The 24,756-nt window shown below is 71.6% G+C and carries 23 protein-coding genes; 8 read left to right on the forward strand and 15 right to left on the reverse strand.

Going from position 1 to position 24,756, the window contains the following annotated elements:
• Positions 1 to 5: 5 nt before the first annotated feature.
• The 5 genes from AQJ67_RS50250 to AQJ67_RS29545 form a co-directional block, all read right to left on the reverse strand.
• Positions 6 to 128, reverse strand: a complete 123-nt coding sequence (locus AQJ67_RS50250; protein ID WP_279616909.1) for a hypothetical protein — start codon at positions 126 to 128, stop codon at positions 6 to 8.
• Between the two features lie 23 nt (positions 129 to 151).
• Positions 152 to 1,267: an ADP-ribosylglycohydrolase family protein gene (locus AQJ67_RS29530; RefSeq protein ID WP_062722343.1), complete on the reverse strand. Its 1,116-nt coding sequence runs from the start codon at positions 1,265 to 1,267 to the stop codon at positions 152 to 154.
• Positions 1,268 to 1,383: 116 nt separating this feature from the next.
• On the reverse strand, positions 1,384 to 1,557 hold the full coding sequence (locus AQJ67_RS50480; protein WP_341846174.1) for a hypothetical protein: 174 nt from the start codon (positions 1,555 to 1,557) through the stop codon (positions 1,384 to 1,386).
• Positions 1,558 to 1,726: 169 nt separating this feature from the next.
• Positions 1,727 to 2,383 carry a class I SAM-dependent DNA methyltransferase gene (locus tag AQJ67_RS29540; RefSeq protein WP_062722344.1) on the reverse strand — a complete coding sequence of 219 codons (657 nt, stop codon included), beginning with the start codon at positions 2,381 to 2,383 and terminating at the stop codon, positions 1,727 to 1,729.
• Positions 2,384 to 2,465: 82 nt separating this feature from the next.
• On the reverse strand, positions 2,466 to 2,951 hold the full coding sequence (locus tag AQJ67_RS29545) for a hypothetical protein (protein WP_062722345.1): 486 nt from the start codon (positions 2,949 to 2,951) through the stop codon (positions 2,466 to 2,468).
• A gap of 220 nt (positions 2,952 to 3,171) precedes the next feature.
• Here AQJ67_RS29545 and AQJ67_RS29550 point away from each other — a divergent pair, with 220 nt between their 5' ends.
• Both AQJ67_RS29550 and AQJ67_RS29555 read left to right on the forward strand, forming a co-directional pair.
• On the forward strand, positions 3,172 to 3,924 hold the full coding sequence (locus AQJ67_RS29550) for a DUF6879 family protein (RefSeq protein ID WP_062722346.1): 753 nt from the start codon (positions 3,172 to 3,174) through the stop codon (positions 3,922 to 3,924).
• A 12-nt stretch (positions 3,925 to 3,936) separates the two neighbouring features.
• Positions 3,937 to 4,782: a helix-turn-helix domain-containing protein gene (locus AQJ67_RS29555; protein ID WP_062722347.1), complete on the forward strand. Its 846-nt coding sequence runs from the start codon at positions 3,937 to 3,939 to the stop codon at positions 4,780 to 4,782.
• A 9-nt stretch (positions 4,783 to 4,791) separates the two neighbouring features.
• Here the strand turns inward: AQJ67_RS29555 and AQJ67_RS29560 are convergent, their stop codons facing one another.
• Together AQJ67_RS29560 and AQJ67_RS29565 are read right to left on the reverse strand one after the other, a co-directional pair.
• A complete protein-coding gene (locus tag AQJ67_RS29560; protein WP_062722348.1) occupies positions 4,792 to 5,013 on the reverse strand; it encodes a DUF397 domain-containing protein in 222 nt (73 codons plus the stop codon).
• Positions 5,010 to 5,840, reverse strand: a complete 831-nt coding sequence (locus AQJ67_RS29565; RefSeq protein ID WP_062722349.1) for a helix-turn-helix domain-containing protein — start codon at positions 5,838 to 5,840, stop codon at positions 5,010 to 5,012. Before AQJ67_RS29565 ends, AQJ67_RS29560 begins: the two co-directional genes overlap by 4 nt.
• Positions 5,841 to 5,972: 132 nt before the next feature.
• Here AQJ67_RS29565 and AQJ67_RS29570 point away from each other — a divergent pair, with 132 nt between their 5' ends.
• Positions 5,973 to 6,173, forward strand: a complete 201-nt coding sequence (locus AQJ67_RS29570) for a hypothetical protein (RefSeq protein ID WP_062722350.1) — start codon at positions 5,973 to 5,975, stop codon at positions 6,171 to 6,173.
• Between the two features lie 80 nt (positions 6,174 to 6,253).
• Positions 6,254 to 6,565 carry a hypothetical protein gene (locus AQJ67_RS29575; protein WP_159058850.1) on the forward strand — a complete coding sequence of 104 codons (312 nt, stop codon included), beginning with the start codon at positions 6,254 to 6,256 and terminating at the stop codon, positions 6,563 to 6,565.
• Between the two features lie 381 nt (positions 6,566 to 6,946).
• On the opposite strand, the gene AQJ67_RS29580 is transcribed toward AQJ67_RS29575, so the two are convergent.
• Entirely contained in the window at positions 6,947 to 9,577 is a 2,631-nt protein-coding gene (locus AQJ67_RS29580) for a tetratricopeptide repeat protein (protein ID WP_244190634.1), read from the reverse strand.
• Between the two features lie 107 nt (positions 9,578 to 9,684).
• Here AQJ67_RS29580 and AQJ67_RS29585 point away from each other — a divergent pair, with 107 nt between their 5' ends.
• The gene (locus AQJ67_RS29585) at positions 9,685 to 10,179 is read left to right on the forward strand and encodes a DUF2165 domain-containing protein (RefSeq protein ID WP_062722472.1); all 495 of its coding nucleotides are present in this window, start codon (positions 9,685 to 9,687) and stop codon (positions 10,177 to 10,179) included.
• Positions 10,180 to 10,186: 7 nt separating this feature from the next.
• Here AQJ67_RS29585 and AQJ67_RS29590 read toward each other — a convergent pair whose 3' ends face one another.
• The 4 genes from AQJ67_RS29590 to AQJ67_RS29605 all read right to left on the reverse strand — a co-directional run bounded on the left by AQJ67_RS29590 (position 10,187) and on the right by AQJ67_RS29605 (position 15,659).
• On the reverse strand, positions 10,187 to 11,365 hold the full coding sequence (locus AQJ67_RS29590) for a DUF418 domain-containing protein (protein ID WP_062722352.1): 1,179 nt from the start codon (positions 11,363 to 11,365) through the stop codon (positions 10,187 to 10,189).
• Between the two features lie 82 nt (positions 11,366 to 11,447).
• Positions 11,448 to 12,011: a hypothetical protein gene (locus AQJ67_RS29595; protein ID WP_062722353.1), complete on the reverse strand. Its 564-nt coding sequence runs from the start codon at positions 12,009 to 12,011 to the stop codon at positions 11,448 to 11,450.
• Positions 12,012 to 12,089: 78 nt separating this feature from the next.
• Positions 12,090 to 14,675: a bifunctional FO biosynthesis protein CofGH gene (locus AQJ67_RS29600; RefSeq protein ID WP_062722354.1), complete on the reverse strand. Its 2,586-nt coding sequence runs from the start codon at positions 14,673 to 14,675 to the stop codon at positions 12,090 to 12,092.
• Between the two features lie 135 nt (positions 14,676 to 14,810).
• Positions 14,811 to 15,659, reverse strand: a complete 849-nt coding sequence (locus tag AQJ67_RS29605; RefSeq protein ID WP_062722355.1) for an LLM class F420-dependent oxidoreductase — start codon at positions 15,657 to 15,659, stop codon at positions 14,811 to 14,813.
• Between the two features lie 277 nt (positions 15,660 to 15,936).
• Between AQJ67_RS29605 and AQJ67_RS29610 the strand changes: the two genes are divergently transcribed.
• A complete protein-coding gene (locus tag AQJ67_RS29610) occupies positions 15,937 to 17,502 on the forward strand; it encodes a CehA/McbA family metallohydrolase (protein WP_062722356.1) in 1,566 nt (521 codons plus the stop codon).
• Here the strand turns inward: AQJ67_RS29610 and AQJ67_RS29615 are convergent.
• A complete protein-coding gene (locus AQJ67_RS29615; protein WP_062722357.1) occupies positions 17,499 to 18,326 on the reverse strand; it encodes an endonuclease/exonuclease/phosphatase family protein in 828 nt (275 codons plus the stop codon). The genes AQJ67_RS29610 and AQJ67_RS29615 overlap by 4 nt on opposite strands.
• Before the next feature lie 111 nt (positions 18,327 to 18,437).
• Between AQJ67_RS29615 and AQJ67_RS29620 the strand changes: the two genes are divergently transcribed.
• Entirely contained in the window at positions 18,438 to 18,830 is a 393-nt protein-coding gene (locus AQJ67_RS29620; RefSeq protein ID WP_062722358.1) for a nitroreductase/quinone reductase family protein, read from the forward strand.
• Between the two features lie 140 nt (positions 18,831 to 18,970).
• Positions 18,971 to 21,388 (forward strand): caspase, EACC1-associated type, encoded by a 2,418-nt coding sequence (locus AQJ67_RS47845; protein WP_062722359.1) that lies wholly within the window; start codon positions 18,971 to 18,973, stop codon positions 21,386 to 21,388.
• 140 nt (positions 21,389 to 21,528) lie between these two features.
• Here AQJ67_RS47845 and AQJ67_RS29630 read toward each other — a convergent pair whose 3' ends face one another.
• Entirely contained in the window at positions 21,529 to 22,992 is a 1,464-nt protein-coding gene (locus AQJ67_RS29630) for an aldehyde dehydrogenase family protein (protein WP_062722360.1), read from the reverse strand.
• Positions 22,989 to 24,719 carry an N-acyl-D-amino-acid deacylase family protein gene (locus AQJ67_RS29635; RefSeq protein ID WP_062722361.1) on the reverse strand — a complete coding sequence of 577 codons (1,731 nt, stop codon included), beginning with the start codon at positions 24,717 to 24,719 and terminating at the stop codon, positions 22,989 to 22,991. Before AQJ67_RS29635 ends, AQJ67_RS29630 begins: the two co-directional genes overlap by 4 nt.
• Between the last annotated feature and the right edge of the window lie 37 nt (positions 24,720 to 24,756).

The following is a 24,756-nucleotide window of genomic DNA, read 5'->3' on the forward strand; positions in this document are numbered from 1 at the left end:
CGTCGTCAGCGGCTCCTCTCGGCGAGCAGTTCGAGCAGGGCGTGCGCGGTGTTGGCGTCGGAGTCCAGGTCGGGGATCTCGGCGGCGTCGGACGCCCACCTCGCGCCCCCGAACGGCGGGGGCGCCACGCAAGAAGGCCCCGGTGTCGGGCTCACCCCCGCGGGTACCGAGCCAGCCATGCCGGTGAGGCGCCCGCCGGGCCGTGCAGGGCCGGGCCCTGGGTCATCTCCATGGCGAAGTCGTCGGCGAGTTCGAGGATGGTGGGGCGGCCTTCCAGTTCGGCCAGCCAAGCCGGGGGCAGGGCGGTCTCGCCGTGCAGGGCGCCGAGGAGGCCGCCGGTGAGGGAGGCCGCGGCGGCGGAGGGGCCGTCGTGGTTCACGGCGAGGCACAGCCCGTGCCGGACGTCCTCGCCGACCAGGGCGCAGTACACGGCGGCCGCGAGCAGCCCGTCCGCCGAGCCGTCGGCCGCGAGCTCCTCGACCCGCGCCGGTGTCGGCATGCCCTGCCGTACAGCACCCAGGGCGTGCTGCAACGCGTCCGACACGGGTTCGTGCCCGGGCCGCAGGGCGAGCAGCGCGAGCGCCCGCTGGACGGCCCCGTCGAGGCTCTCCCCGCAGGCAAGACCATGCACGACGACGGCGTACGCGCCCGCCGACAGGTAGGCGATCGGGTGGCCGTGGGTCTGCGTCGCACACTCCACGGCGAGCTGCATGACGAGCTGCGGCTCCCAGCCGACGAGCAGTCCGAAGGGCGCGGAACGGGCGACGGCCTCCGGCCCGAGCTCGGCCGCGTTCTTGGGGGACTCCAGCGTGCCCATGGTCTCGTCGCCGAGGCCGATGAGAAGGGCGCGGGTCGGGTCGCGGCGGGCGTACAGCCACTCCTCGCGCGCCAGCCACCCGTCGTCCTTACGGCGCTCGTCGGGTCCCCAGTCCCGCTGGGTGGCGGCCCACCGCAGATAGGCCCGGTGCAGGTCGGTCGGCGGATGCCAGGCCCCCGTATCCCGTCTGACCTGGGCTCTTATCAATCCGTCGACGGAGAACAGGCTCAGCTGCGTGAGATGGGTCACGGCACCGCGCCGCCCGTACCCGAACCCCAGGTCGACGAGGCCCTCCGCGCCGTACTGCTCCTGGATCTCCTCAAGGCCGAGCCCGTCGACCGGCGCCCCGAGGGCGTCCCCGACGGCCACGCCGAGCAGGGTGCCCCGCACCCGGCTGCGGAAGTCCTGCTGCTCGGTACGGCCCCAGACGGCGCCGAGTGTCGCACCCACCAAGACCTCCCCGTGACAGCGTCCTCGCACGACCGTTCGTCACTGTAATCGACCGGAGACGGTCAGTTCAGGGGGTGGATCGGTATGCGAGGTGTGACCGAAGTGGGCGCGAGTGGTCAGATTTCACCGGTACCGGTCCGACGTAGCCCGGCCTCCGCCTCCGCGACCTCCCTGATCGCCAGGATCTCGGTGATGGCCTCCCGCGGGTCCTGCTCCCCCGCGTCCACGATCCGCTCAAGCTCCCACAGCCGGGCGGCCCGGCCCGGGTGCCGTTCGACCGCCACGAACATGGCCCAGGTGTGCACGAAGGCCCGGAGCGGGGCCGGGCTCCGCGTCTGCCGGGCGTTGCTCTTGGCATCGAGGAGGTGTTGAGTCAGGGCCGGGATCCGGCTGGCGCGATGCGCGCCACGGCCGCCCGCAAGGCTTCCGGGGTGAGCTCGGGCATGGGGATCAACACGCTCACGCCTCGGCGCGTACCAGCAGTGTGCCGATGTGGCCGGCTGTGGGGGCATCGATCACCTCTGCCTCAGCTGTGCGAAAGCCCGCGTTCAGGAGCAGGCTCTTCCACCGTCGCGGCGTGTAGCTGTAGCGGTACGTGTACATCGGCTTCCCGGCGAAGCCACCCTTGTACATGCCCTGCGGACCGTACGCGCCGGGAATGGCCGGCGGTTGCGAGAAGGCGAACACACCCCCGGGGCTCAGCCGTTCACGGACCAGAGGCAGGAGCTGAAGCGGGTCGGCGAACCAAGCCGCACCGAAGATCGAGTAGATGGCGTCGTACGTCTCGTCGGTGGCCCGCAGATAGGAGATCGCCTCGCCCTGGTGGAAGACGGCGCCGGTTGAGGCCCACTTCTCGCTGATCTTCCGCACCATGACCGGCGACAGGTCGAGGCCATGGGCCCTGATGCCGCGCCCCGCGAGATGGGCGACCGCGCGCCCGGTGCCGCAGCCGATCTCGAACACCTTGGCGGGGGTTTCGCCGAGCACCTCGGGGCCGGGGCCGTGCCCGGCGTACTGGGTCCAGCAGAACACGGGCTCGGCGTCGTCCTTGAAGGCGGACTCGGCGTAGGCGTTCCAGACATCGGTCTCGATGCCGAGATCGTGGCGTACGGACAAGACGTATTCCTCTGCGTACACGAACGGGAACCCCGTCCCCCGGACAGCCGCCGGAGGGGGACGGGGCGACTTTAACGGTCGGTCAGTGGCTGTCAGGGACCTTCTCGTCACACGGGCCGCAGTCGGACGCGTCGACCTCCCACAGCTCCCTGTCGATCTCGAAGCCGTTGCTGCGGATGATCTCGGCGGTCCGCATGACGATGCCATCGCGACGGCGCTTCACGAGCGGAGCGTGGTGTTTGTAGCGGCCGCCGTTGTACATGTCGCAGAGCGCGAAGTAGACGGGCGTGTCGAGGATGATCTGGTGGATGCCGATGTCGACGGTGTATCCGGGTCCCATGTCGACGCCGGGGTTCTCCATAGCGGTGATCAGGTACGCGATGCCCTGGTCGAGGATGCGCTCCGCGAGGCTGCGGACGGCGACACTGTCGCGCAGCAGGAGCCGCACCTCTCGCTCCCAGATGTCCATGCCCTTGTCCGGGACCAGGAGCGGGTCGCGCTCCTGAAGCGCGTTGAGGATGGCCCTCGTGTCGCGGATCCTGACCGACGCCTCTACAGCGGTTGCCATCTTGGCCTTCCCTTCGAGGAGTTGAAGGTGAGCGGTGGGTGGACCATGAACGGGACGTTAGGAGCACCGAGTTCGCAGGCGCCATGCCGATTTCCCGGCTTTTCTCGTAGGCTCCCTCAGATTGCTGCTGTTTTCTTCCGAACCCTGCCTCGCTCCCTGGAACGGGACCAGGAATCTGGCCATGCTGATGAGATCAACGACCCCGGAAAGGACGCCACCCATGGCTCGCCAGCTGCGCTTCACCGGCACGGACAGCAAGGTCGACGGCTGCCCCGCCCTGCACATGGACGTCAGGACGGGCGAGGTCATCGTCCAGGGCACGCCTCTGACCGATCCCGAGGACATCGCACAGTTACGGCACTTCGGTGAGGCCGAGGCCGCAGTCGTCGTACCTCGCGAACTGCTGGTGAACTGGGGACCGAAGGAGATGGACCGAGTGCCGGACCTGATCGGCCGAGACGCCTTCCGGCGACTCTTCGAGACCTTCGAGCACACCGCTTGGCGCCTGGAGACACGACGCGGATACGCATCCGACCGTCAGGACCCCGACTACAAGGCGTTCCTGGCCACCGGGTCCTCGACCTGGGACCCCGAGGAGCCGTGGTTCACGAACATCCGCCGCCAGACCGCCGAAGGAAAGAAGGTCGGGCGCGTCCGCGTCGCCGACGATCCGCCCACCACGGAGCAGTTGTTCCTGCTCGACTACGCCCGGCACAACGCGTCCGTCGGAGAGGACATCCGCTACCTGCGGCGGGAGGAAGCGGTCCGGGCCGGTCTTCCCGCGGAGGACTTCTGGATCTTCGACTCCCGCCTCGTCGCCCTGCTGCGCTTCGACGACGACGACAACCTGCTCAGCATCGAACTGATCACGGAGCCCGCGCAGGTCGTGCGTTACGCCATCGCGCGTGACGCGGCCATGCACCACGCCGTTCCGTACGGGCAGTTCGCCGCGCGGGTTACCGCGACCGAGTAGCGTGCGTGACCGGTGAGCACTGACTATCAGCAGGCGCGGGAAGCTCTCGGGGCGCGGCTTCGCGAGCTGCGCTTCTCATGTCCTGATGGTCGGCTCACCGGTCAGCAGCTGGCGCAGCGGCTGGGGTGGCCGAGTTCCAAGGTCAGCAAGCTGGAGCACGGAAAGCAGACCGCCACCCCCGAGGATCTCCGTGCCTGGGCCGACGCCACCGGCCGGCCGGACGTCTATCCCGAACTGGCCTCCCGTCTCGCGGGATTCGAGTCCCACATCAGGTCGTGGCGACGAGCCCTGGCGAACGGTTTCAAGGCCGTCCACGAGAGCCTGAGCAAGGAGATCGAGCACTCCTCGGAGATCTGGGTGTGGGAGGAGGCCGTGGTCGCCGGTCTGTTGCAGACGCCTGAGTACGCACGTCACGTCATCACGCGGTACTCGGAACTCCTGGGAGCGACCGGCGATGTCGAGGACGCCGTACGCGCCAGGGTGCAACGCCAGGAATGGCTGTACCGGCCCGGACGCAAGGTCCACGTCCTCATGTGGGAGGCCGCGCTGCGTTCCCGGATCTGCCCTCCCTCAGCGCTCGCCGCCCAACTCGACCGGCTGACCGGCATGATCGGTATGGACACGGTCGAGCTCGGCATCATCCCGTTCACCGCCGCGGTGAAGATCGTGCCCGCCAACGGCTTCTGGATCCTCGATGACCGCCTTGTCGTGGCCGAGGACTGGCACGCCGAGCTGTGGCTGGACGACGCGGACAACCTCGCCCTCTACACGAAGGTCTGGCGGACCCTCCGGGAGTCCGCCGTGTTCGGCGCGGATGCCCACGCCGTGCTGAATGACGCCCGGCGTGGGCTGAGGTAACGCCGGGGGTCATGCGGTGCCGAACTCCTCCTGCCGGACGGCGGTGACGAACGACGACCACGCCGACGGTACGAAGGTGAGCGCCGGGCCGTCCGAGACCTTGCTGTCGCGGACGGGGACGACGCCTGTGGGGGCGTGAGACGGGGCCCACTCGACGCAGCCGCCGCCCTCACCGTTGCTGTAGCTCGACTTGACCCACCCCGCGCGGGAGAGGTTGGGAGTGGTGCTCATGTCGGTAGTTCCTCCATGACGGATCGGATGAACGCCGCCGAGTCACGCGGCGACAGGGCAGACGCCCTGAGCAGATCGTAGGCCCGCCGACGGTGCCGGACGGTCTCCGGATCCTCCAGCAATGTCCCGTCCGAGAAACCCTCATCCCAGGCGACCTGGGTCCCGTCTTCGAGGGTGAACAGTGCCAGTGAACCCCCGGCCAGGGCATGTCCCCCGTGCTCGAATGGGAGAACCTGCAAGGTGCTCGTGGGAGTCAGCGTCAGGTCGAGGAGATGGGCCAGTTGGTCCCGCATGACAGCCGGTCCGCCGTAAGACCGCCGCAGCACCGCCTCATCAAGGATCACCGAGAGATCCGGCGCAGGATCCGCCCGCAACAGGGCCTGCCGACTCAGACGGGCCTGCCACAGCTCCTCGTTCTTCTCCGGGCGCCGCCTCGGATCGTAGGTCTGGAACAGCGCATGGGCATAGTCCTTGGTCTGCATCAGCCCTGTCACGAGCTGGCAGGAAAACTCGTCGATGATCCGGGCCCGCGCCTCAAGCTCCATCCGGCGCCGGAACTGGTCAGGATGGCTCTCCCTACTCGCGAGCTTGTACAGCTCCTCAAAGATCCCGTCCGTCCCGAACGCCGCGTCCAGCGTGCCCGGAAGCGACGGCGGCGGCATCACCTCGGCCGTCTCGATGCGGGACAGGTGGCTTCGGCTGATGTTCACGACGTCTGAGAGCCCCTCAAGGCTCATCCCCGCCCGTTCCCTGAACGCGCGCATCTTCGCGCCGAACAGGTGGCGGGCGCTTCGGTCAGGGGTCAGTTCGCGGGGGCGTGCGGCCATGGGACAACTCCCGTCTCCCCAGACGCGGCTGGGGACATCAATGACTGTTGGTCACCGTCATGCAGGGCGATGCTTTGAACACCCAAAGTAATCGCCCCTGGTGTGGGGTTACCGGCGAACGGAGAAGAACGCATGTCCACGGAGAAGGTCAGGGCCGCCGAGCGGGCACGCGACGAGTTGCGCGACGCGCTCGGCGCGGCCGGGGTGCAACTGCCCTCCCTGGGGCTCGATGCCGCTTCGTGCGCCGGCGCCGAGCCCGCCCCGCTGATCAACCTGGGGCGCTGCAACGTCGAGACGGCCCGCGCGCTCGCCACCGCGCTTCGACAGGCCTGAACGACAGGACCCCGGCGAGTCGGCCAGGACTCCCGGGGCGCGGCCACCACTGAAAGCCAAGGAACAGCAAGGAAACAGCGATGACGTTAGCCATTATCCCTGTCCGTACCCGTGTCCACGCCTTTCTGCGACGAGTGCTGGGCATGCTGAAGCCCGGTACCGGCAGGCGCCGGGCCTGTGAGCGACCCACCGCACCGGCCCCGGGGCAAGGGCCCGAGGAGCCCGGCACGTCCGCCTGCGGGCTGCCCCCGCACCGATCGCCGTACGGTCTGCACGAGTGGCTCGCCGGCGAGGACTCGGCGCTGGTCCGGCCGTACCTGATCATGTACGAGCGAGAGCGGGCGCCGCGGAGTCGGCGGCACGTCATGGGCACGGAAGAGGTGCCGGTATGAGGGAGCCGGCGTTGCCTCCCGCGTATCTGTCGGCCGAGTGCGCGCTCGCGCAGCGGCAGGAGTACCGGGACATGCACGCTGCGTGTCGCCGAACCAGGGATGTGCCTCTGCCTCACCACAACGGCCTGTTCCTGGCGCGCCGTTGCCCGTGCTCCTGCCACCGGCCGGTCACCGGAGGTGAACGGTGTAGGCCGGAACCCCGCCCGAGCCGGGCACCTCCCGTATGACCATCGAGACCTATCGGATCCGCGCGGACGGCACACGCGTCGGCACGGCCCTGCGGCGCACCGTCCAAGCCGTCCCGGACCCGGAACGGGTCGTCGACTCCCTCAGCTGGCCCCCGTGCCGCTGCCCGCGCTGTCGGACCGGGTAGAGGCCGCGTCACTCACCGGCCTGGGCAAGTTCCTCGTCCGAAGTGGCCCCGGCGTCGTCGCCGAGGTGCCGGCGGACGGCCGCCCGCTGGCGGAGCGCCCAGGTGTACGACGGCCTCCGCTCCAGGACTTGGTCCAGTTCGGCGAGGGCCTCCTCATGCCGGCCGAGGTTGGCCAGCGAGGCGCCCCGGCTCGCGCGGGCGGAGTCGTAGCCGGGCTCCAGGACGAGCGCGTGGTCGTAGTCGGCGAGGGCCTCGGTGTCACGGCCGACGCCGCGCAGGGCGTCACCGCGCTCACAGCGGACCCAGGCCCAGTCGGGGTCGGCGGCCACGGCCCGGTCGAGGTCGGCCAGTTGGCGGTCGGGGTCGCCGAGGCCACGGTGTACGCGGGCCCGGCGGACCAGCGCCCAGGGGTAGTCCGGCTTGAGCTCCACCGCCCGGTCGAGGTCGGCGAGCGCCTCGTCGAGCTGCTGGCGGCTGAGGCGGGTGGCGCCTCGGGATGCCGCGGCGAAGGCGTCGGCCGGGTTCAGGGCGAGCGCCCGGTCCAGGTCGCGGATCGCCTCGTCGTGGCGTTCCAGGACGCGGTGGTACTCCCCGCGCAGGGCGAGACCGCGGGCGTCGTCCGGGGTCAGTTCGAGGGCCCGGTCCAGGTCGGCGACGGCGGCGTTCTGGTCACCCGCGAGGTCGTGGGCCAGGGCGCGGGTGCGGTAGGCGCGGGCCGCGACGGCGGGGTCCAGGGTGACGCTCCAGCCGGGGTCGGCAGGCGTGGCCTGGCGCGCGTCCCCCTGTACCGGCGCCCCCGGCCTCACGGCGGCCGTCCACGACGGCGGCGGCACGGGGGTCGGATACGGCGTCGGCGTCGGATACGGCTCCGTCGCCGTCGGTGTCGGTGTCGGCTCCGGTGCCGGTGCCGGAGCCGGTGCCGACCGAGCCCTCTCCCTTGACCGATCGCCGGATGTCCTCAGCCACTCGAATCGCACCCGGGCGAGGTCCCCGTTGACGACCGGCCCGTTGTAGACCGGCCCGGCGTACACCGCGAACCCCGCGCGCCGCAACAGCAGTTCCAGGATGGCGGACGTCCCGCCGGTAGCGAGCGCCTCCGCCAGCTGCCGTCCCCAGTCGGCCGCCGTCCGCGTCTCCGCGTCCCGTCCCGCCTCGACCAGGACCCGCACCCACCGGCCCGCGACGGACTCCCCCTGTTCGCAGGCGTCGACGACATCGCTCAGCACGCTCGACAGCGCCGAGGAATCCCCCGCGCACAGCAGGTGGTACAGCTCCGCCAGCCGGAGTTCCCGCCACCCCTCGTCCGCCCACAGCTCCGTGCCGCCCCGGCCCGTCTCCGCCTCGGTGCGCCACCGACCGAACACCGCGGCCAGCGCCTTCTGCCGGGCGGCCCAGCTCCTGGGCGCCTCGCTGCGCTGCAACCGCAGCATGGGCGCCCGTACGACATCGTGGTACCGCAGCCGGCCGCCGCGCTCGGCGACGAACGGCAGGCTCCGCAACCACGCGTACAGCGCGTCGAGTTCGCCCGGTCCGGCGTCCGGACGGTCCGCGACCGCCCGGAACACGTCCGCGTCCAGCCCTCGTGGCAGCGCACACGCCAGCGCGACCGACCGCCGTACCGGATCCGCCTCCCACTTCAGGAACCGGTCCACGGCCGTGGCGCTGGGGTCACCCACGTCGGCGGGGTCCGCGGGGCGGCTCTCCGCGAGCGTCGACACGAGCACCGGCAGCCCGGCGGTGAGGCGCAGCACTTCCCGGACCACCGGCTCGGCCACCACTCCCCGGCCCGCGAGCAGGTCCCGCGCCTCCGGCTCGGTGAACGGCCCCAGCGGCAGGTCCGTCATGAAGTCGCCGAAGCCGCCCCAGCGGGCGGTGTCGAAGGGGAGCTGCCCCGCCGTCACCACGACGGTCGTGGCGGGCACCGCCCCGTACCGGTCCGTGGTCATCACGCTGTGCAGCCAGCCGTCGAGGAAGCGGCCGGTCATCTCGTACGTGTCGAAGAACAGGACGATCCACGGTGCGGCGGACGCGGCCTGGGCGAGTTCGTCGAGCAGCACCGGGGTGAGCACGCTCTCGGGGGCGAGGACCAGCCGTGCGTCCTCGTGGCTGCGGAACCGTGCGCCGAGGTCGGCCCGCAAACGGTCGGTGACCTGCGCGAGCCGGCCGCTGTCCAGGGCTCCCGCGAAGGCTCCGACGCCCGGCACCAGCCCCAGGGCCACCAGCCCGGCCCGCACCGCCACCGTACTGCTCGCCGAGGGCCCGTCGGGCTCGGCGGGCTGCTCGGCGGCCACGGCCAGCTCCGCCTCGTGCCGCCGCTCCCGGTAGGTGGCCAGCAGCCGGTCCAGGTCCTTGAAGCGCCTGCCCTGCGTGGCGAACTGCCGGCTGATCACCTCCATCGCCTCCGGCAAGCTCCCCGCGCTGTCGTCGACATACGCAATCAACGCCCCGTGTTCCCGGGCTACTTGGCCCAGCTCCCGCAGCAGGAAGCTCTTGCCGACGCCCGCGTTGCCGTGCACGTGGAAGAGGAAGCGGTGCCGTTCGTCCTCGGGTGGAGTGTCGAAGTTGGCGCGGAACGCGGCCCGTTCGGCGCCCCGGCCGATGAATCCGGCTCGTTGCCGCTGGGCGATGAGCTGTTGCATCGACGGCCGCGTCTGCGCCACGCGTGGGTCCTCTCGGTCGGCTCCTGCACCGTCATTCTGGCTCAATGCCTATGGAACGGACCCGAACCCCGGGGAAGATGACCATCATGTCAACCACACCCCCACGCAGCGCACTCCGTCTCGCCGCCACCCTCCTCACCGCGACGGCCGCCCTTTACGTCGCCCTCGTCGCCTTCGGAAACATCACCGACTTCGGTACCAACCAGCAGTTCGTACGGCACGTCCTGGCCATGGACACCACGTTCAAGGACGAGGACCTGATGTGGAGAGCCATCACCAGCAAGGGGCTTCAGGACGCGGCGTACGTCGCGATCATCGTCTGGGAGGCCGTCGCCGCACTCGTGCTGATATACGGCACGTGGCTGTGGGCCCGGCGCGACGACGTCCGTGCGCGCCGCTTCTCCACCTACGGCCTGCTGATGCTGATGCTGCTCTTCGGCGCCGGGTTCATCGCCATCGGCGGTGAGTGGTTCTCCATGTGGCAGTCCGGGGACTGGAACGGACTGGACGCCGCGACCCGGGTGTTCCTGTTCAGCGGCGTCGTGCTGATCGTCAACCACCTGCCGACGAAGGAGAGCTGACACCGCTTCAGTGGCGCAGGGCCCACTTCTGGATCGACTCCAGGGGCCCTGCCGAGAAGCGCCGCAGCCAGAGGGTGGAGCCCGCCATCAGGATCGCGCAGACCGTGACCCACAGCCCGACCACCCACCAGGGACCCGTGTCACCGAGCCGCTCCGCCAGGCCCAGCCCGATGCCGTACGAGACGAGCACGCACAGCGCGTTCTGCAGGACGTAGCCGGACAGGGCCGTACGGCCCACCGACGTCAGGCCCGTCATGAGCGGGCCCGGCCGCCGTACCCGGTCCACCAGGGCACCGATCAGGCCGATGTACCCGACGGCCAGCAGCGGGGCGGCACCGTAGCGGGCCAGCAGGAAGAAGTCCGGGCCGGCCAGGGTCGCCGCCGCGTTGAGGGGCAGGCCGAGGCCCAGGCCCCACGCCAGCAGGCGGGAGCGCAGCCGGCGGCCCGTCTCGTCCGCGCCGAACGCGCCCGCCCGGAACAGCCGTACGCCCAGCAGGAAGAGGAAGAGCAGAAGGCAGAAGGTCAGGACCGGTTCCATGCGGAGCGCAATCGCGTTCTCCAGGCGGAAGGCGATCTGGTCCAGGTAGCTGCCGTGCGCGTACAGGTCGACGACCTCCCCGGAGACACCGCCGCCGTCACCGCCGCCGTCATCGCCGCCGGCCGTCGCCAGGGCCGCGGTCAGCAGGGCCATGAACGTGAGATGGATGCCCGCCGCCCACCACATCACCCGCCGCTGGGCGCGTTCCGAGCGGGTCAGGAGCCAGGCCACGAGGAGCGCGGTGACGGCGTATCCCATCAGTACGTCCCAGGCGAAGACCAGCACGAAGTGCACCGTGCCCTCGGCGAACAGGAACAGCGCCCGCCACCGGTAGCGCCCCGGCCACGGCTGCCCCCGTCGCGCCGCCGAGGCGTACTGGATGGCGAGACCGACGCCGAACAGGATCGTCAGCAGCGACAGGAACTTGCCGTTCGCCAGCACGCTGAAGACGGCTTCGACGGCTCCCGTGTCCGTACCGGCCTCCAGGGCGCCCCACTCCGCGCCCGGCCCGGTGAAGATCCATACGTTCGTCATGAGCGTGCCCAGGATGGCCGCACCGCGCAGTACGTCGAGGAGGGGGAGCCGTCGTCCGGTGGGCGGGGTCTCCTGGGTGGTCCGCGGGGCTCGCTCGTCCGTGTGCTGCGTCATGTACTCATCGTCACGGCGGCCACGGCCCGAATCGTCATGAGCGAAGTCGATCCTGGGGTACATCGAAAGATGCAGCGCGGACCTACTTGACCACGACCACCGCCGTGCCCGTCTCCCCGAACGTCCACAGCGCCTCGCCGTCGGCCGCGCGGGTGCGGACCCCGCCGGTCTGCTTGCCCTCGGCGGGCGGGGGCGAGGAGCCGTCGACGGCGTTGGAGAAGGCGATGGAGACACCGGACTTCGCGGCGAAGTAGATGATGTTCTCGATCTGCACGCCGTCCGAGCCCGTCGTGGCCATGGCGCGCGACGACACCGCGTAGGTGCCGGGGTCCGGGCTCACCGTGCCCGGCCAGACGGTGAAGGTACGGCGGGCCGCGTCGCTCGCGTCGACCAGCCACACCCGCTTCTGGCCGAGGGAGTACACGACCCGGCGCCCCGTGCCCGAGCCGTCCGGCACGGCGGTGGACTCGGCGGACTTCGAGGGGGCGGGGCTCGCGCCCGGCGACGCCGACGCGCTCGGGCGGGCCGCCGCCGTGGCCGTCGGATGCGGCCCCTTGTCGGCCTGTACGGCGAGGACGGTGACGGCGGCTATCGCTCCCACCGTCAGACCGGTCACCCAGACCTTGGGAGCAGGCACGGCACGCATCTCCTCAGCTGCACAAGCTACGGGAACCCCTCCAGCGGGGGTCGGATCATCGTACCGACCCCCGCGGGGCGGACTTTCTCAGTCCAGCACCGGCAGCAGCTCCGGCAGATGCCCGTCCGAGGCCGCCGCCGCCCGCTGCCGTTCCTCCGGGACCTCGCCGTACAGGGTCGTGCGGGGCTTCGCGGGACGCCCGGCCGCCTCGGCGACGGCCACCAGGTCGCGTACCGACTTGTAGGAGCCGTACGACGAACCCGCCATCCGCGAGATCGTCTCCTCCATCAGCGTGCCGCCCAGATCGTTGGCGCCGGAGCGGAGCATCTCCGCCGCGCCCTCGGTGCCCAGTTTGACCCAGCTGGTCTGGATGTTGGGGATGTACGGGTGCAGGAGGAGGCGGGCCATGGCCGTCACCGCACGGTTGTCGCGAGTCGTGGGGCCGGGGCGGGCGATGCCGGCCAGGTAGACCGGGGCGTTGGTGTGGATGAAGGGGAGGGTGACGAACTCCGTGAAACCGCCGGTGCGTTGCTGGATGCCGGCGAGCGTGCGCAGATGGCCGAGCCAGTGGCGGGGCTGGTCGACATGGCCGTACATCATCGTCGAGGACGAGCGGATGCCGAGCTCGTGGGCGGTCGTCACCACCTCGATCCACGTCGCCGTCGGCAGTTTGCCCTTGGTCAGGACCCAGCGGACCTCGTCGTCGAGGATCTCGGCGGCGGTGCCGGGGATGGAGTCCAGGCCGGCCTCCTTCGCGGCGCTCAGCCACTCCCTGATCGACATGCCGGTGCGGGTGGCGCCGTTGACGACCTCCATCGGGGAGAACGCGTGCACGTGCATGCCGGGCACGCGCTCCTTCACCGCCTTCGCGATGTCGAAGTACGCCGTCCCGGGCAGGTCCGGGTGGATGCCGCCCTGCATGCAGACCTCCACCGCGCCCACCTCCCAGGCCTGTTGGGCGCGGTCGGCGACCTGGTCCAGGGAGAGGGTGTAGGCGTCGGCGTCGGTGCGGCGCTGAGCGAAGGCGCAGAAGCGGCAGCCGGTGTAGCAGACGTTGGTGAAGTTGACGTTCCGCGTGACGATGTACGTGACGTCGTCACCCACCACCGACTTGCGCACGTCGTCGGCGATGCGCGTGAGCGCGTCCAGCGCCGGGCCGTCCGCGTGCAGCAGGGCCAGCGCCTCGGCGTCGGTCAGCCGGGTCGGGTCGTCGGCCGCGACCCGCAGCGCCTGGCGGACGTCGGTGTCGATGCGCTCCGGCGCCATCCCGGGCGCCGCGGCCTCGCGCAGGGCGCCCCAGTCGCCGTACACCACGTCGAAGTCGTCGCGCCGGTCGGACGTACGGCCCTCGGTGTCGATGGTGGTGTGCAGATCCGTACGGCCGGACGCGACGAAGGCCTCCTCCGGCTCCTGCCACGGGTGCCCCTCGACGACCGCGTCCGGACGCGCGAGGCCCGTCTCCGGGTCGGCGAGCGCCCGTACGTGCGGAAGCAGCCGGGGGTCCAGCCAGGGTTCGCCGCGCTGCACGAACTCCGGGTACACGCACAGCCGTTCACGCAGCTCGAAACCGGCCGCCGCCGAGCGCTCGGCGAGCTCCTCGATCTGCGGCCAGGGGCGTTCGGGGTTGACGTGGTCGATGGTCAGCGGGGAGACGCCGCCCCAGTCGTCTATGCCGGCCCGGATCAGCCGCTCGTACTCGGAGTCCACGAGGTTGGGCGGCGCCTGGAGACAGGCGCTCGGGCCCATGATGTGCCGGGCGACGGCCACCGTGGCGACCAGCTCGTCGAGTTCCGCGTCCGGCATGCCGCGCATCGCGGTGTCCGGCTTGGCGCGGAAGTTCTGGATGATCAGTTCCTGGATACCGTGGTAGGCCCGGGAGACCTTGCGGAGCGCGAAGAGGGACTCGGCCCGCTCCTCGTACGTCTCGCCGATGCCGATGAGGATCCCGGAGGTGAAGGGCACGGAGGAACGGCCCGCGTCCTCCAGCACCCGCAGCCGTACGGCGGGTTCCTTGTCCGGGGAGCCGTGGTGGGGGCCGCCGGGCTCGGACCACAGGCGGGTCGCGGTCGTCTCCAGCATCATGCCCATGGACGGCGCGACCGGCTTCAGCCGCTGGAAGTCGGTCCAGGTCATGACCCCGGGGTTGAGGTGGGGCAGCAGGCCCGTCTCCTCCAGGATGCGGATGGAGATGGCGCGGACGTAGGCGATGGTGTCGTCGTATCCGTGCGCGTCGAGCCACTCCCGTGCCTCGGGCCAGCGGTCCTCGGGCTTGTCGCCGAGGGTGATGAGGGCTTCCTTGCAGCCGAGGGCCGCGCCCTTGCGGGCGATGTCGAGGACCTCGTCCGGCGACATGAACATCCCGTGGCCGGCGCGGCGCAGCTTTCCGGGGACGGTGACGAAGGTGCAGTAGTGGCACTTGTCACGGCACAGCCGGGTGAGGGGGATGAAGACGCTCTTCGAGTACGTGATGACGCCGGGACGCTCCGCTTGTTCGAGGCCGGCGTCCCGTACGCGGCCGGCGGACGCGACGAGGTCGTCCAGGGCCTCGCCGCGGGCCTGGAGCAGTACGGCGGCCTCGGAGACGTCGAGGGCGACGCCGTCCCGGGCGCGTTTGAGGGCGCGACGCATGGAGTTCTCGGTTGGGCCGGTTCCGGGAGTCGCAGCAGTGGTCATTCCCTGAGCATACGTTCGAGGTTTGCGAGGTCGGGGGTGGTTCGGGGTGGTGCTGTGCATTGCCGGCTGCGGGTGCGTTGTGGCTGGTCGCGCAGTTCCCCGCGCCCCTGAGGGTTGGCTGGACCTGGCCTCGGTCTACAAGTACTCGGCGTAGTCGTCCAGGACTCGCAGCACCTCCGTCTCCTCCGCCGGCGGCAACTGCACCACGACCTCCTCGATGCCCAACTCGGCGTAGTGCGCGAGCTTGCCGGCGCTCGGGTACACGGCGTACGGGACCACCTGCTGGGACCCCGGATCGCGGCCGGCGTCCGCCCAAGCGGCCCTCAGCACAGGCAGGGTTTCGGACAATCCGCGGCCGCCGATCGGCATCCACCCGTCCGCGTACTCGCTGATGTGCGCGAAGAGCTTGGGACCGGCTGCCCCGCCGATGAGCGTGCGGGGGCCGTTGACCTTCGGGCCGCGCGGCTTCTGCACCGGCTTGGGGAAGGCGTAGCTGGCCCGGACCGCCCCGAACTCCCCCTCGTACCCGACGGGTTCGTCGGCCCACAGTGCCCGCATCAGGCCCATCCGGTCCCGGACCAGCTCCCGCCGGGTCCGCCAGTCCACCCCGTGGTCGGCGGCCTCCTCCACGTTCCAGCCGAAGCCGAGGCCGAGGGTGAAGCGGCCGCCGGAGAGGTGGTCGAGGGTGGCGATCTGCTTGGCCAGGTCGATCGGGTCGTGCTGGGCGACGAGCGTGATGCCCGTGCCGAGTCCGAGCCGCTCGGTCACCGCCGCCGCCTGGCCGAGGGTGACGAAGGGGTCGAGGGTGCGGCCGTACTCGGGTGGCAGGTCGCCGCCGACCGGGTACGGGGTGGTCCGCTCGACGGGGATGTGGGTGTGCTCGGGCAGGTACAGCCCGGCGAACCCGCGCTGCTCCAGCTCACGGGCGAGCCGGATCGGGGTGATGGTCTCGTCGGTGAGGAAGATCGTGACGGAGATGCGCATGACTGCATCTGTACCGCGCGACTGCACGGATGTCCATACCGACCGGTCGGCACAGTTTTCACCTCTACCGATCGGAAGTTTTCACCTCTACCGGTCGGAACAGATCCACCTCTGTCGGTCGGAACAGATCCGCCTCATCCACCTCTGTCGGTCGGCTGCCGATTGTCTGCTGATTCCCTTCCCTTGCACGGCAGTTCACGGCTGAATACGAGAGTTGCACGCACCACCACTGCACCACCCACGCCCTGTCACTCACGACGACCTGGGGAGCAGCAGCATGTGCGAGGACAATCACGCGGGCCCCGTGGGCCCCGCGGACCACACGGGCGGCCACGCCGGGCTGGGAAGACGCGCGCTGTTCGTGACGGGCGCGGCCGCCGCGCTTACGTTGGGAAGCGTGACCTTCGCCAGCGGCGCCGACGACACCCAGGACGCGGAGACCCGCACGGTGCGGGGCACCCTGCCGCCCGGGTCCCCCGACTTCGTGTACCTGCCGGTCGAAGTACCGGCCGGCGTACGGGAGATCAAGGTCTCCTACACCTACGAGAAGCCGTCCGTCCCGGCCGGCACCCCGGGCAACGCCCTCGACATCGGCATCTTCGACTGGCGCGGCACCGACCTCGGCGGCCGTGGCTTCCGGGGCTGGTCGGGCGGGGCGCGCACGGAGTTCTTCATCCGGGCGGACGAGGCGACGCCGGGGTACGTTCCGGGCCCGGTCCGCGAGGGCACGTGGCACATCGCGCTGGGCCCCTACACGGTGGCGCCGCAGGGGCTGCCGTACGAGGTCACCGTCACGCTGACGTACGGCGAGCCCGGCGGGGTCGTCGAGCCGGCGTACCCGCCGGACCGGGCGAAGGGCCGGGGCCGGGCCTGGTACCGGGGCGACTGCCATCTGCACTCCTGGTTCTCCGACGGCCGCCGTACGCCGGCCGAGATCGCGGCGCTGGCGCGGGCGGCGGGGCTGGACTTCATCAACAGCTCGGAGCACAACACGCACTCGGCGCACGCGCACTGGGCGGACCTGGCCGGCGACGACCTCCTGATCATGCTGGGCGAGGAGGTCACGACACGGAACGGTCATGTGGTGGCACTCGGCACCGACCCCGGCACCTTCGTCGACTGGCGCTACCGGGCCCGGGACAACCGCTTCGGCCGGTTCGCCCGGCAGATCCGCAAGGCCGGCGGTCTCGTCGTGCCCGCCCACCCGCACGCCACCTGCGTCGGCTGCAACTGGAAGTTCGGCTTCGGCGAGGCGGACGCGGTCGAGGTGTGGAACGGGCCGTACACCCCGGACGACGAGGTGACCCTGGCCGACTGGGACAGCATGCTGGTGGCCTCGGTGCGGGAGGGCCGTGACTGGATCCCCGCCATGGGCAACAGCGACGCCCACCGCGACCCGGACCCGGTCGGCAGCCCCCAGACGGTGGTCCTGGCCGACGACCTGACGCGCGAGGCGATCCAGGAGGGCATCAAGGCGGGCCGGTCGTACGTCGCCGAGTCGAAGAACGTCTCCCTGACCTTCGGCGTGTCCGGCGCGAAGGGCCAGCACGCCGGCATCGGCGAACGCCTGAGGGTCGACCGGAACACCCCGGTGACGGTCCGCCTGGAGGCCTCGGGCGCCCCCCGCTGCACGGTCCGCTTCGTCACCGACCAGGGCGTCCTGTTCACCAGCCCGCCGCTGCCCGTGGCCGGCTCGGGTGTCGTGGAGTGGCGTACGACACCCTCGTACGCGGCCTACGTCCGGGCGGAGCTGCGGCACGAGGCGGCGGTGGGGCCACTGCCGGGGGCGTTGGCGGCGTTCACGAACCCGATCTTCCTGGGGCGTCAGACCGACCGGCCCTAGGCCCCCGGCGACTGCAGATCCGCCACCACCGCCGCGTGGTCCGACGGCCATACCCCGTCGACCGGGCCGTCCCCGGCGCGCCGTACCGCTCGGACGGTGCCGATGCCGTCGGGGCCGGCCGGGGCGCCCACGTGGATGTAGTCGATGCGGGTGGCGGGGCCGGGGCCGGGGTGAACGTACGGGTTGGCGTGGTCCCAGGTGGCGGACGGGGCGGACGGGTCGGCGTACTCCCACGCGTCGAGGAAGACCTGGCCGGGTACGGCGGGCGCGGTGCGGGTGCCGCTGAAGGCACGGATCTCGTCCGAGTCGGGCCGGGCGTTGAAGTCGCCGGTGACGACGGGCGGGAAGTCGGTGCCGGTGCGGTGGGCGGCGACGAACTCGGCGAGGGCGGTGACCTGTCGGCACCGTACCGTCGAGGCATGGGTCGCGGACGTCAAGTGGGCGGTGAAGAACGGAACTTGACCGCCCGGCGCGTCCAGGCGGGCGTAGAGGGCGAGCCGGCCGTCGTCGAGGTCCTCGGGGGCCGGCAGCCGCAGCACGTCCCGCTCCAGGACCGGCCAGCGGCTGAGCACGGCGTTGCCGATGTCGGCCCCGGGGTCCCCGATCCGCCGCCGCCAGCGCTCGGGGGCGGGCGAGGGCGCCCAGGTCCAGTGCAGGCCGAGTTCGTCGGCCAGCCACGCGGCGAGGTTCTCGCCGCCCGCGGCCCACACCTCCTGGAGGCCGACGACATCGGGACGCAGGTCCCGCAGGACGGCGAGGACGGCCTTCTGCCGCTCGGCCCAGGGGCCGAACCGCCACCACAGGTTCCAGGTCACCACGCGCATGGGCACCGTCTCTCGCAGAGGGAACCGTTCGGGGTTCCGCCATCGTTCGATCCCCCGTGAGAGACATTGAAGAGCATCACCGCCACCACAAGACGGGAGACCCGACAAACCATGCCCCGCAGCCCCGAGACCAAGTACTGCGTCGTCACCGCGTTCCAGCGCCGCCTCAACGCCGTCATGCGTCGCCTGCCGGCCCACACCCTGCTGGAGACGACGGGCCGCGTCTCCGGCCTGCCCCGCCGCACCCCGGTCGGCGGACGCCGGGTCGGTGACTCGTTCTGGCTGGTCTCCGAGTTCGGCGAACGCTCCCAGTACGTCCGCAACATCATGGCGGACCCGCGGGTGCGGGTCCGGCTGCGGGGCCGCTGGCACACCGGCACCGCCCATCTCCTGCCCGACGACGACACCACGGCCCGACTGCGCGCCCTGCCCCGGCTCAACAGCGCCGCGGTCCGGGTGGTCGGGGTGGGGCAGCTGACGGTGCGGGTGGATCTGGACGGGTGAGCAGTGTCGGGCGGGGGGGGCGGGCTGGGCTCAATTTCGTGCGGCGTGCGGCTTCTTGACATGGCATCACCTCTTTACTGCAATGAACACCCGACACCGCCGCACCACACACGGGGGCCGCATGTCCGTACGGATCGACGATGATCCGGCTGCCTGACCCGGAACGCTCCCGCGCCCTCCTCTTCGGTACCGCCACCTACGCGTCCGACGAGCTGCCCGACCTGCCGGCCGTGGTCGACAACCTGGAGGACCTGCGGGGCGCCCTGACCTCACCGCTGGGCTCCTTCGCCGCCGAGCACTGTCACGTGCTCCTCGATCCGCCCGGCCTGATCCCGCTCTTCGACGCGTTGGACCACCAGGCCGCCGAGGCCAGGGACACCCTGCTGATCTACTTCGCGGGGCACGCCCTGCGCAAGACGCTCGGCGGCGGCCTGCACCTCGCCCTTCCGCACACGCGGTCGGCCAACCAGGCGGTCAGCGGCTTCGACTACGACCGGCTGCGCGAGATCGTCACCTCGTCCCCGGCGACGAACAAGATCGTGATCGTGGACGGCTGCTTCAGCGGGCGCGCCGACCAGGGCGTGAGCGGCATCGCGCAGGAGCTGGCCATCGAGGGCTGCTGCCTGCTGACCTCGGCCGATGCAGGCCGGCAGGCCCTGGGCCCGTCAGGCACGCGGAACACGACGTTCACCGGCGCCCTCCTGGGCCTGCTGCGGCACGGCGTACCGGCGGCCGGACCGCTGCTCTCCGTCGGTGCCCTCGGCGACGAACTGCGCCGCGGCGCCCGGCGTCAGGGCACACCGCTGCCGGGTCAGCAGTTCCACGGCACGGCCATGCACATCGCGCTCGCCCGCAACCCCGCCGCGCCCGCCACCGGCGTCGCCCCTCCCCCGCCTGCACCGCCCACGCCCCCGCTCCCGCCCCCGCCCCCGCCCCCGCTGATGGCCGAGCACGCGTACGTGTCCCGGGCGCTCGTCCTCGCGGGCACCGCGCACGTCACCAGGCAGGACCTCGCGCAGACGATCCGCGGGAACTGGCAGACCGCCGCCGACCTGTTCTTCCGGGACATGGGCACCACCTCGCACCCCAGCGAGGGCTGGACCGAACTCCGCTCCTGGCTACGGCAGTTCAACGACCCCCGGACCGATGACGTCGAAGGCCGGATCATCCTCGTCGACCGCCGGCTGAACGATCCCGCCCTCCCCCACGACCACAAACTGCTGCACCTGCTGCGCTGGCTCGACCCGGACGGCCCGGTCGTCTACCGCGGCCGTCCGGTCACCTACCGCGCGCTGGCCCGCGTCTGCCTGCGCCCGTACGTCGGCGGCGACAGCGGCGACAGCGATGACGAGGAGCTCCTGGAGGAACTGTCCGGGCCGCACCAGCTGCTCGACGCCCTGTCCGGGTTCGCCACGCTCAACCGGCTGGAGGGCGTGCGGCGCGCGTGGGAGCAGGCGCTGGCGGCCTGGCGGGCGACCGAGACCGCTTCCTGGCCGGCCGAGGTGCGGAACTGGGCCGCCGAGGTGGGGCCCGGGGCGCTGCTGGCCGCTCTGCTGCCACCGGAGGATCTGGCCGAGGTACGGCCCCCGCTGCCGACCGAGGGCCCGCCGGTTCCGTCGACCGGCTGGTACGACCGGCTTCTCGTGGCCGCCGGCGGACGGGAGACCCTGCTCGGCCGGCTGGCGGAGGTCGAGTGGTCCGACCGGGCCCGGCAGGAGGGACGCGCCTGGGCCGGGCGGGAGGAGCAGCGGCTCCGGGCCGAGGAGGAGCAACGCGCGCGGCGGGAGGAAGCGGCCCGCAGGGAGCAGGAGCGGCGGTTCCGGAAGAGGCGGGAGCACGAGGAGCGGCGGCTGGCCGAGGAACCGCGGTTGCGGGAGGAGCGGCGGCTCGCCGAGGAGGAACGGCAGCGGCGGGCCCGGCGGGCGCAGGAGGAGGAGCAGGAGCGGCAGCGCAGGCTGAGGGAGTGGCGGGCTGCGGAGGCGGTCCGGTTGCGTCCGGCCGCGCGGGCCGGGGCCGTGCTCCGCGCGTTCGCGCTCGGCGCCGTGTGGGCGTTCTTCCCCGTCGTGGCCGTCTGGCTCAGCTGGTGGTTCTCCAGCTACGAGTTCGACGCGGCGCAGGTCCTTTCCTGGCTGGTCTGCGTGGTGAGCGCGGCAGCGCTGTACCGGCTGGTCCCGTGCGCCTATCGGCTCGGCGCCGCCTTCCGGCCCAGGCCGCTCGCACCCGCCACCTGGCTGCCGCCGGCGCGCACGGCCCTGGGGACCGGTGCGGTACTGCTGGTCTACGGCCTGATCGGCGGGGACTCGTCGTCACGGGCGAGCAGGATCAAGGCGGACTCCGACCTCCTCCGGGAGGTGGGCCTGGGCAAGTTCCTCACCTATGTGGGGCAGAACGGCACCAGGGACTCCTTCGGCGACATGCTGGTCGGACTGCTGGCGCTGGCTGCCGCGGCCGGCTGTGTCTGGATCGGCCTACAGGCCGGCCGCATCACAGCCCGCCGCTGGGAGGAGAAGTTCGCCCGAGCCCAGGAGGAGGCACACGGACCCGCCCGACATGAGTGAGCCGGATCCGGGCCTGTCCGACATCAGTGAGCCGGGTCCGGGCCCGCCCGACATCAGTGCGCCGCGTCCGGACCCGCCCCCACCAGTGCGCCGCGTCCGGACCCGCCCCCCACCGGTGGGAGCCTGCCCCCCCCCGGCACTCACCCCGGCCACACGATCGCCTGGACCTCGCTGTACGCGTGCAGCGCGTACGACCCGACGTCCCGGCCGACCCCGCTCTTCTTGAACCCTCCGAACGGCGCCTCCATGTTGCGCCCGACGGTGTTGATCCCGACCCCGCCGGCCCGCAACCGTCGCGCGACCCGGAAGGCGCGGGCCACGTCACCGGACCAGACGTAGTCGATCAGGCCGTAGTCGGTGTCGTTGGCGAGGGCGATGCCCTCTTCCTCGTCGTCGAAGGGGATGACGCAGACGACCGGCCCGAAGATCTCCTCCCGGGCGACGCGCATGTCGTTGGTGCAGTCGGCGAGGAGGGTGGGCGCGACGTAGAACCCCTTCCCGTACGGCGGACGTTCGCCCCCGGCCACCACCACGGCACCTTCCTTCCGGCCCGTCTCCACGTACGACTCCACCCGGTCCCGGTGCTCCGCCGAGATCACCGGCCCGACGACCGTGCCCGCCGCACGCGGATCCCCGACCGTCAACCGCCCGGCGTACGCCGCCAGTTGCTCGACGAGCCGGTCGTACACGCCCCGCTGGGCCAGCACCCGCGTGGGGGCCGTGCAGATCTGCCCGCTGTAGAAGGAGAACGTCGTCCCGATCCCGGCCACCGCCGACCCGACGTCCGCGTCGTCGAAGACGACCGCCGCGCCCTTCCCGCCGAGCTCCATCAGCTGGCGTCGCATGTCCCGCCCGCACACCTCGGCGATGCGCTGCCCGACCGCGGTGGACCCGGTGAAGCTCACCATGTCGACGTCCGGGGAGGACACGGCCGCCTCGCCGATCTCGACCGCGCGGCCGGAGACGACGTTCACGACACCCGCCGGCACGCCCGCGGCCTCCAGCGCCTCCGCCATCCGGTAGACGGACAGGGGATCCTGCGGGGCCGGCTTCACGACGACCGTGTTGCCCATGGCCAGCGCGGGGGCGATCTTGCCGGCCGGGTTGGCCCACGGGTTGTTGTACGAGGTGACGCAGGTGACGACCCCGACGGGCTGACGGACGGCCAGCGCGCCCATCACGCCCGCCTTCCCCATCGGCCCGGCCTCGTTGATCTGCGGCGCGACGGCCCACTCGGCGGGCTCCACGCGCGCGTACCGCCGGAACCGGGCGGCACCCACCCCCACCTGCATGGCCCGCGCCGTGCCGGTCGTCGCCCCGGTCTCGGCCTGGGCGAGTTCGGCGTACGACGCGAAACGCTCGCCGATGATCCGCGCCGTACGCCCCAGTACGGCCGCCCGTTCCTCCGGCGTCGTACGCGACCACGGCCCGAAGGCCTCGCGGGCCGCGGCGCAGGCCGCGTGCACCTGATCGCGCGAAGCCTCCGGAGCCCATCCGACGGTCTCCTCGGTGGCCGGGTCGACGACGCCGTAGTAGCCGCCCTCCGGCTCCACCCACGAGCCTCCGACGAACAGCCGCTGCCGCCCCGCCCCTTCGAGGCTCACCTGGTGGCCACCGTCCTGGTGTCCCGCCCGGACCGCAGCACCCGCCCGGGCACGGCCCCGCTCACCACGTCGTCCCGGATCGCCTCGACCCCGTTGACCCACACGGCCCGTACGCCGATCGCCTTGGAGTCCAGCCGTGGGCTGTCGCCCGGCAGGTCGTGCACCAGGGTGGCCGTGCCGGCGTCGATCCGCTCCGGGTCGAACAGCACCAGGTCGGCATGGAAGCCCTCCGCCACCCTCCCCCGCTCCCGCAGCCCGAACAGCCGCGCCGGATCGTCGGTCAGCATCTTCACGGCCTGCTCGAGACCGACCAGCTTCCGCCCGCGCAGACAGTCGCCGAGGAACCGGGTCGTGTACGGCGCCCCGCACATCCGGTCCAGATGCGCCCCGGCGTCGGACCCGCCGAGCAGCACGTCCTCGTGCTGCCAGGTCTCGGCGCGCAGGGTCCAGGAGGCGGGGTCGTTGTCGGTGGGCATGGGCCACAGGACGGTGCGCAGGTCGTCGGCGGCGCAGATCTCCACCAGACACGCGAAGGGCTCCAGACCCCGCTCGCGCGCGATGTCCTGCACGACCCGCCCGCTCAGCCCACGGTTCGCCTCGCTGTACGTGTCCCCGATGACGTACCGCCCGAAGTTCGTCAGCCGCCGGAAGACGCCCGCCTCCTTGGCGGTGGCGTGCCGGAGCAGTTCGGTCTGTACGTCCGGCTCACGCAGCCTGGCGATCCGCTCGGGCACGGGCAGCCCGAGGACCGGCCCCCACCCGGGGATGAGGTTCAGGGCGCAGAAGGTGCCCAGGGACATGTTCATCGGGGTGAGGATCGGCATGGTGAGGGCCACCACCCGCCCGCCCGCCTTCCGGGCCTGCTCACTCGCGAGCAGCTGCCGCGGCACGCGCTCCGGAACGGCGGCGTCGATGGTCAGGACGTTCCAGTTGAGCGGTCGTCCGGCGGCGGCGCTCATCTCCACGAACAGGTCGATCTCGGCGTCGCTGAACTGGTCCAGACACCCCGCGACGATCGCCTCGATCTGCGTCCCCTCGTGCTCCCCGACCGCCCGCGACATCGCCAGCAGCTCCTCCGGCCGCGCGTGCCGGGAGGCCACCGGCCTGCCGTCCCCGTCGGAGTGGCTCGACGACTGGGTGGTGGAGAACCCCCAGGCGCCAGCATCCATGGCATCGTGCAACAGCCGTACGATCTCGCCCAGCTGCTCCGCACTCGGCTGCCCGCCGACCGCGTCCGGCCCCATGACATACCGCCGCAGCGCGCAATGCCCCACCATGAACCCCGCGTTGACCGCGATCCGCCCTTCGAGCGCGTCCAGGTACTCCCCGAACGAACTCCAATTCCAAGGCGCTCCTTCCTCCAGCGACACCAACGACATCCCCTCGACCTTGGACATCATCCGCCGCGTGTAGTCGGCGTCCTCGGGACGGTCGGGACGCAGCGGCGCGAGCGTGAACCCACAGTTCCCGGCGGCGACGGTGGTCACGCCGTGGTTGAGGGAGGGGGTGGCGTACGGGTCCCAGAAGAGCTGGGCGTCGTAGTGGGTGTGGGGGTCGACGAAGCCGGGGGCGAGGACGAGCCCGGCGGCGTCCTCGGTGGTGCGGGCTTGTTCGGTGACGGTGCCGATGACGGCGACACGCCCGTCGCGTATCCCCACGTCGGCGGTGTACGCAGGCGCACCGGTCCCGTCAACGACGGTCGCCCGGTTGATGACGTGATCGAGCATGGGCCTTGCCTCCTTCGAGTCCGGCGAGGTCTGCCTA

Origin of the sequence: Streptomyces caeruleatus, assembly GCF_001514235.1 — a bacterium.
GTDB classification, from domain to species: Bacteria; Actinomycetota; Actinomycetes; order Streptomycetales; family Streptomycetaceae; genus Streptomyces; species Streptomyces caeruleatus.

Excerpts from the sequence above, each read along its gene's own strand:
- AQJ67_RS29595 (WP_062722353.1), bottom strand. The coding sequence starts at position 12,011 with ATGCGTGCCGTGCCTGCTCCCAAGGTCTGGGTGACCGGTCTGACGGTG.
- AQJ67_RS29610 (WP_062722356.1), top strand. The coding sequence starts at position 15,937 with ATGTGCGAGGACAATCACGCGGGCCCCGTGGGCCCCGCGGACCACACG.
- AQJ67_RS50480 (WP_341846174.1), bottom strand. The coding sequence starts at position 1,557 with ATGTTCGTGGCGGTCGAACGGCACCCGGGCCGGGCCGCCCGGCTGTGG.
- AQJ67_RS29615 (WP_062722357.1), bottom strand. The coding sequence starts at position 18,326 with ATGCGCGTGGTGACCTGGAACCTGTGGTGGCGGTTCGGCCCCTGGGCC.
- AQJ67_RS29545 (WP_062722345.1), bottom strand. The coding sequence starts at position 2,951 with ATGGCAACCGCTGTAGAGGCGTCGGTCAGGATCCGCGACACGAGGGCC.
- AQJ67_RS29560 (WP_062722348.1), bottom strand. The coding sequence starts at position 5,013 with ATGAGCACCACTCCCAACCTCTCCCGCGCGGGGTGGGTCAAGTCGAGC.
- AQJ67_RS29605 (WP_062722355.1), bottom strand. The coding sequence starts at position 15,659 with ATGCGCATCTCCGTCACGATCTTCCTCACCGACGAGACCATCACCCCG.
- AQJ67_RS29620 (WP_062722358.1), top strand. The coding sequence starts at position 18,438 with ATGCCCCGCAGCCCCGAGACCAAGTACTGCGTCGTCACCGCGTTCCAG.
- AQJ67_RS47845 (WP_062722359.1), top strand. The coding sequence starts at position 18,971 with ATGATCCGGCTGCCTGACCCGGAACGCTCCCGCGCCCTCCTCTTCGGT.
- AQJ67_RS29590 (WP_062722352.1), bottom strand. The coding sequence starts at position 11,365 with ATGACGCAGCACACGGACGAGCGAGCCCCGCGGACCACCCAGGAGACC.
- AQJ67_RS29635 (WP_062722361.1), bottom strand. The coding sequence starts at position 24,719 with ATGCTCGATCACGTCATCAACCGGGCGACCGTCGTTGACGGGACCGGT.
- AQJ67_RS29600 (WP_062722354.1), bottom strand. The coding sequence starts at position 14,675 with ATGACCACTGCTGCGACTCCCGGAACCGGCCCAACCGAGAACTCCATG.
- AQJ67_RS29550 (WP_062722346.1), top strand. The coding sequence starts at position 3,172 with ATGGCTCGCCAGCTGCGCTTCACCGGCACGGACAGCAAGGTCGACGGC.
- AQJ67_RS29575 (WP_159058850.1), top strand. The coding sequence starts at position 6,254 with ATGACGTTAGCCATTATCCCTGTCCGTACCCGTGTCCACGCCTTTCTG.
- AQJ67_RS29585 (WP_062722472.1), top strand. The coding sequence starts at position 9,685 with ATGTCAACCACACCCCCACGCAGCGCACTCCGTCTCGCCGCCACCCTC.
- AQJ67_RS29580 (WP_244190634.1), bottom strand. The coding sequence starts at position 9,577 with ATGCAACAGCTCATCGCCCAGCGGCAACGAGCCGGATTCATCGGCCGG.
- AQJ67_RS29565 (WP_062722349.1), bottom strand. The coding sequence starts at position 5,840 with ATGGCCGCACGCCCCCGCGAACTGACCCCTGACCGAAGCGCCCGCCAC.
- AQJ67_RS29570 (WP_062722350.1), top strand. The coding sequence starts at position 5,973 with ATGTCCACGGAGAAGGTCAGGGCCGCCGAGCGGGCACGCGACGAGTTG.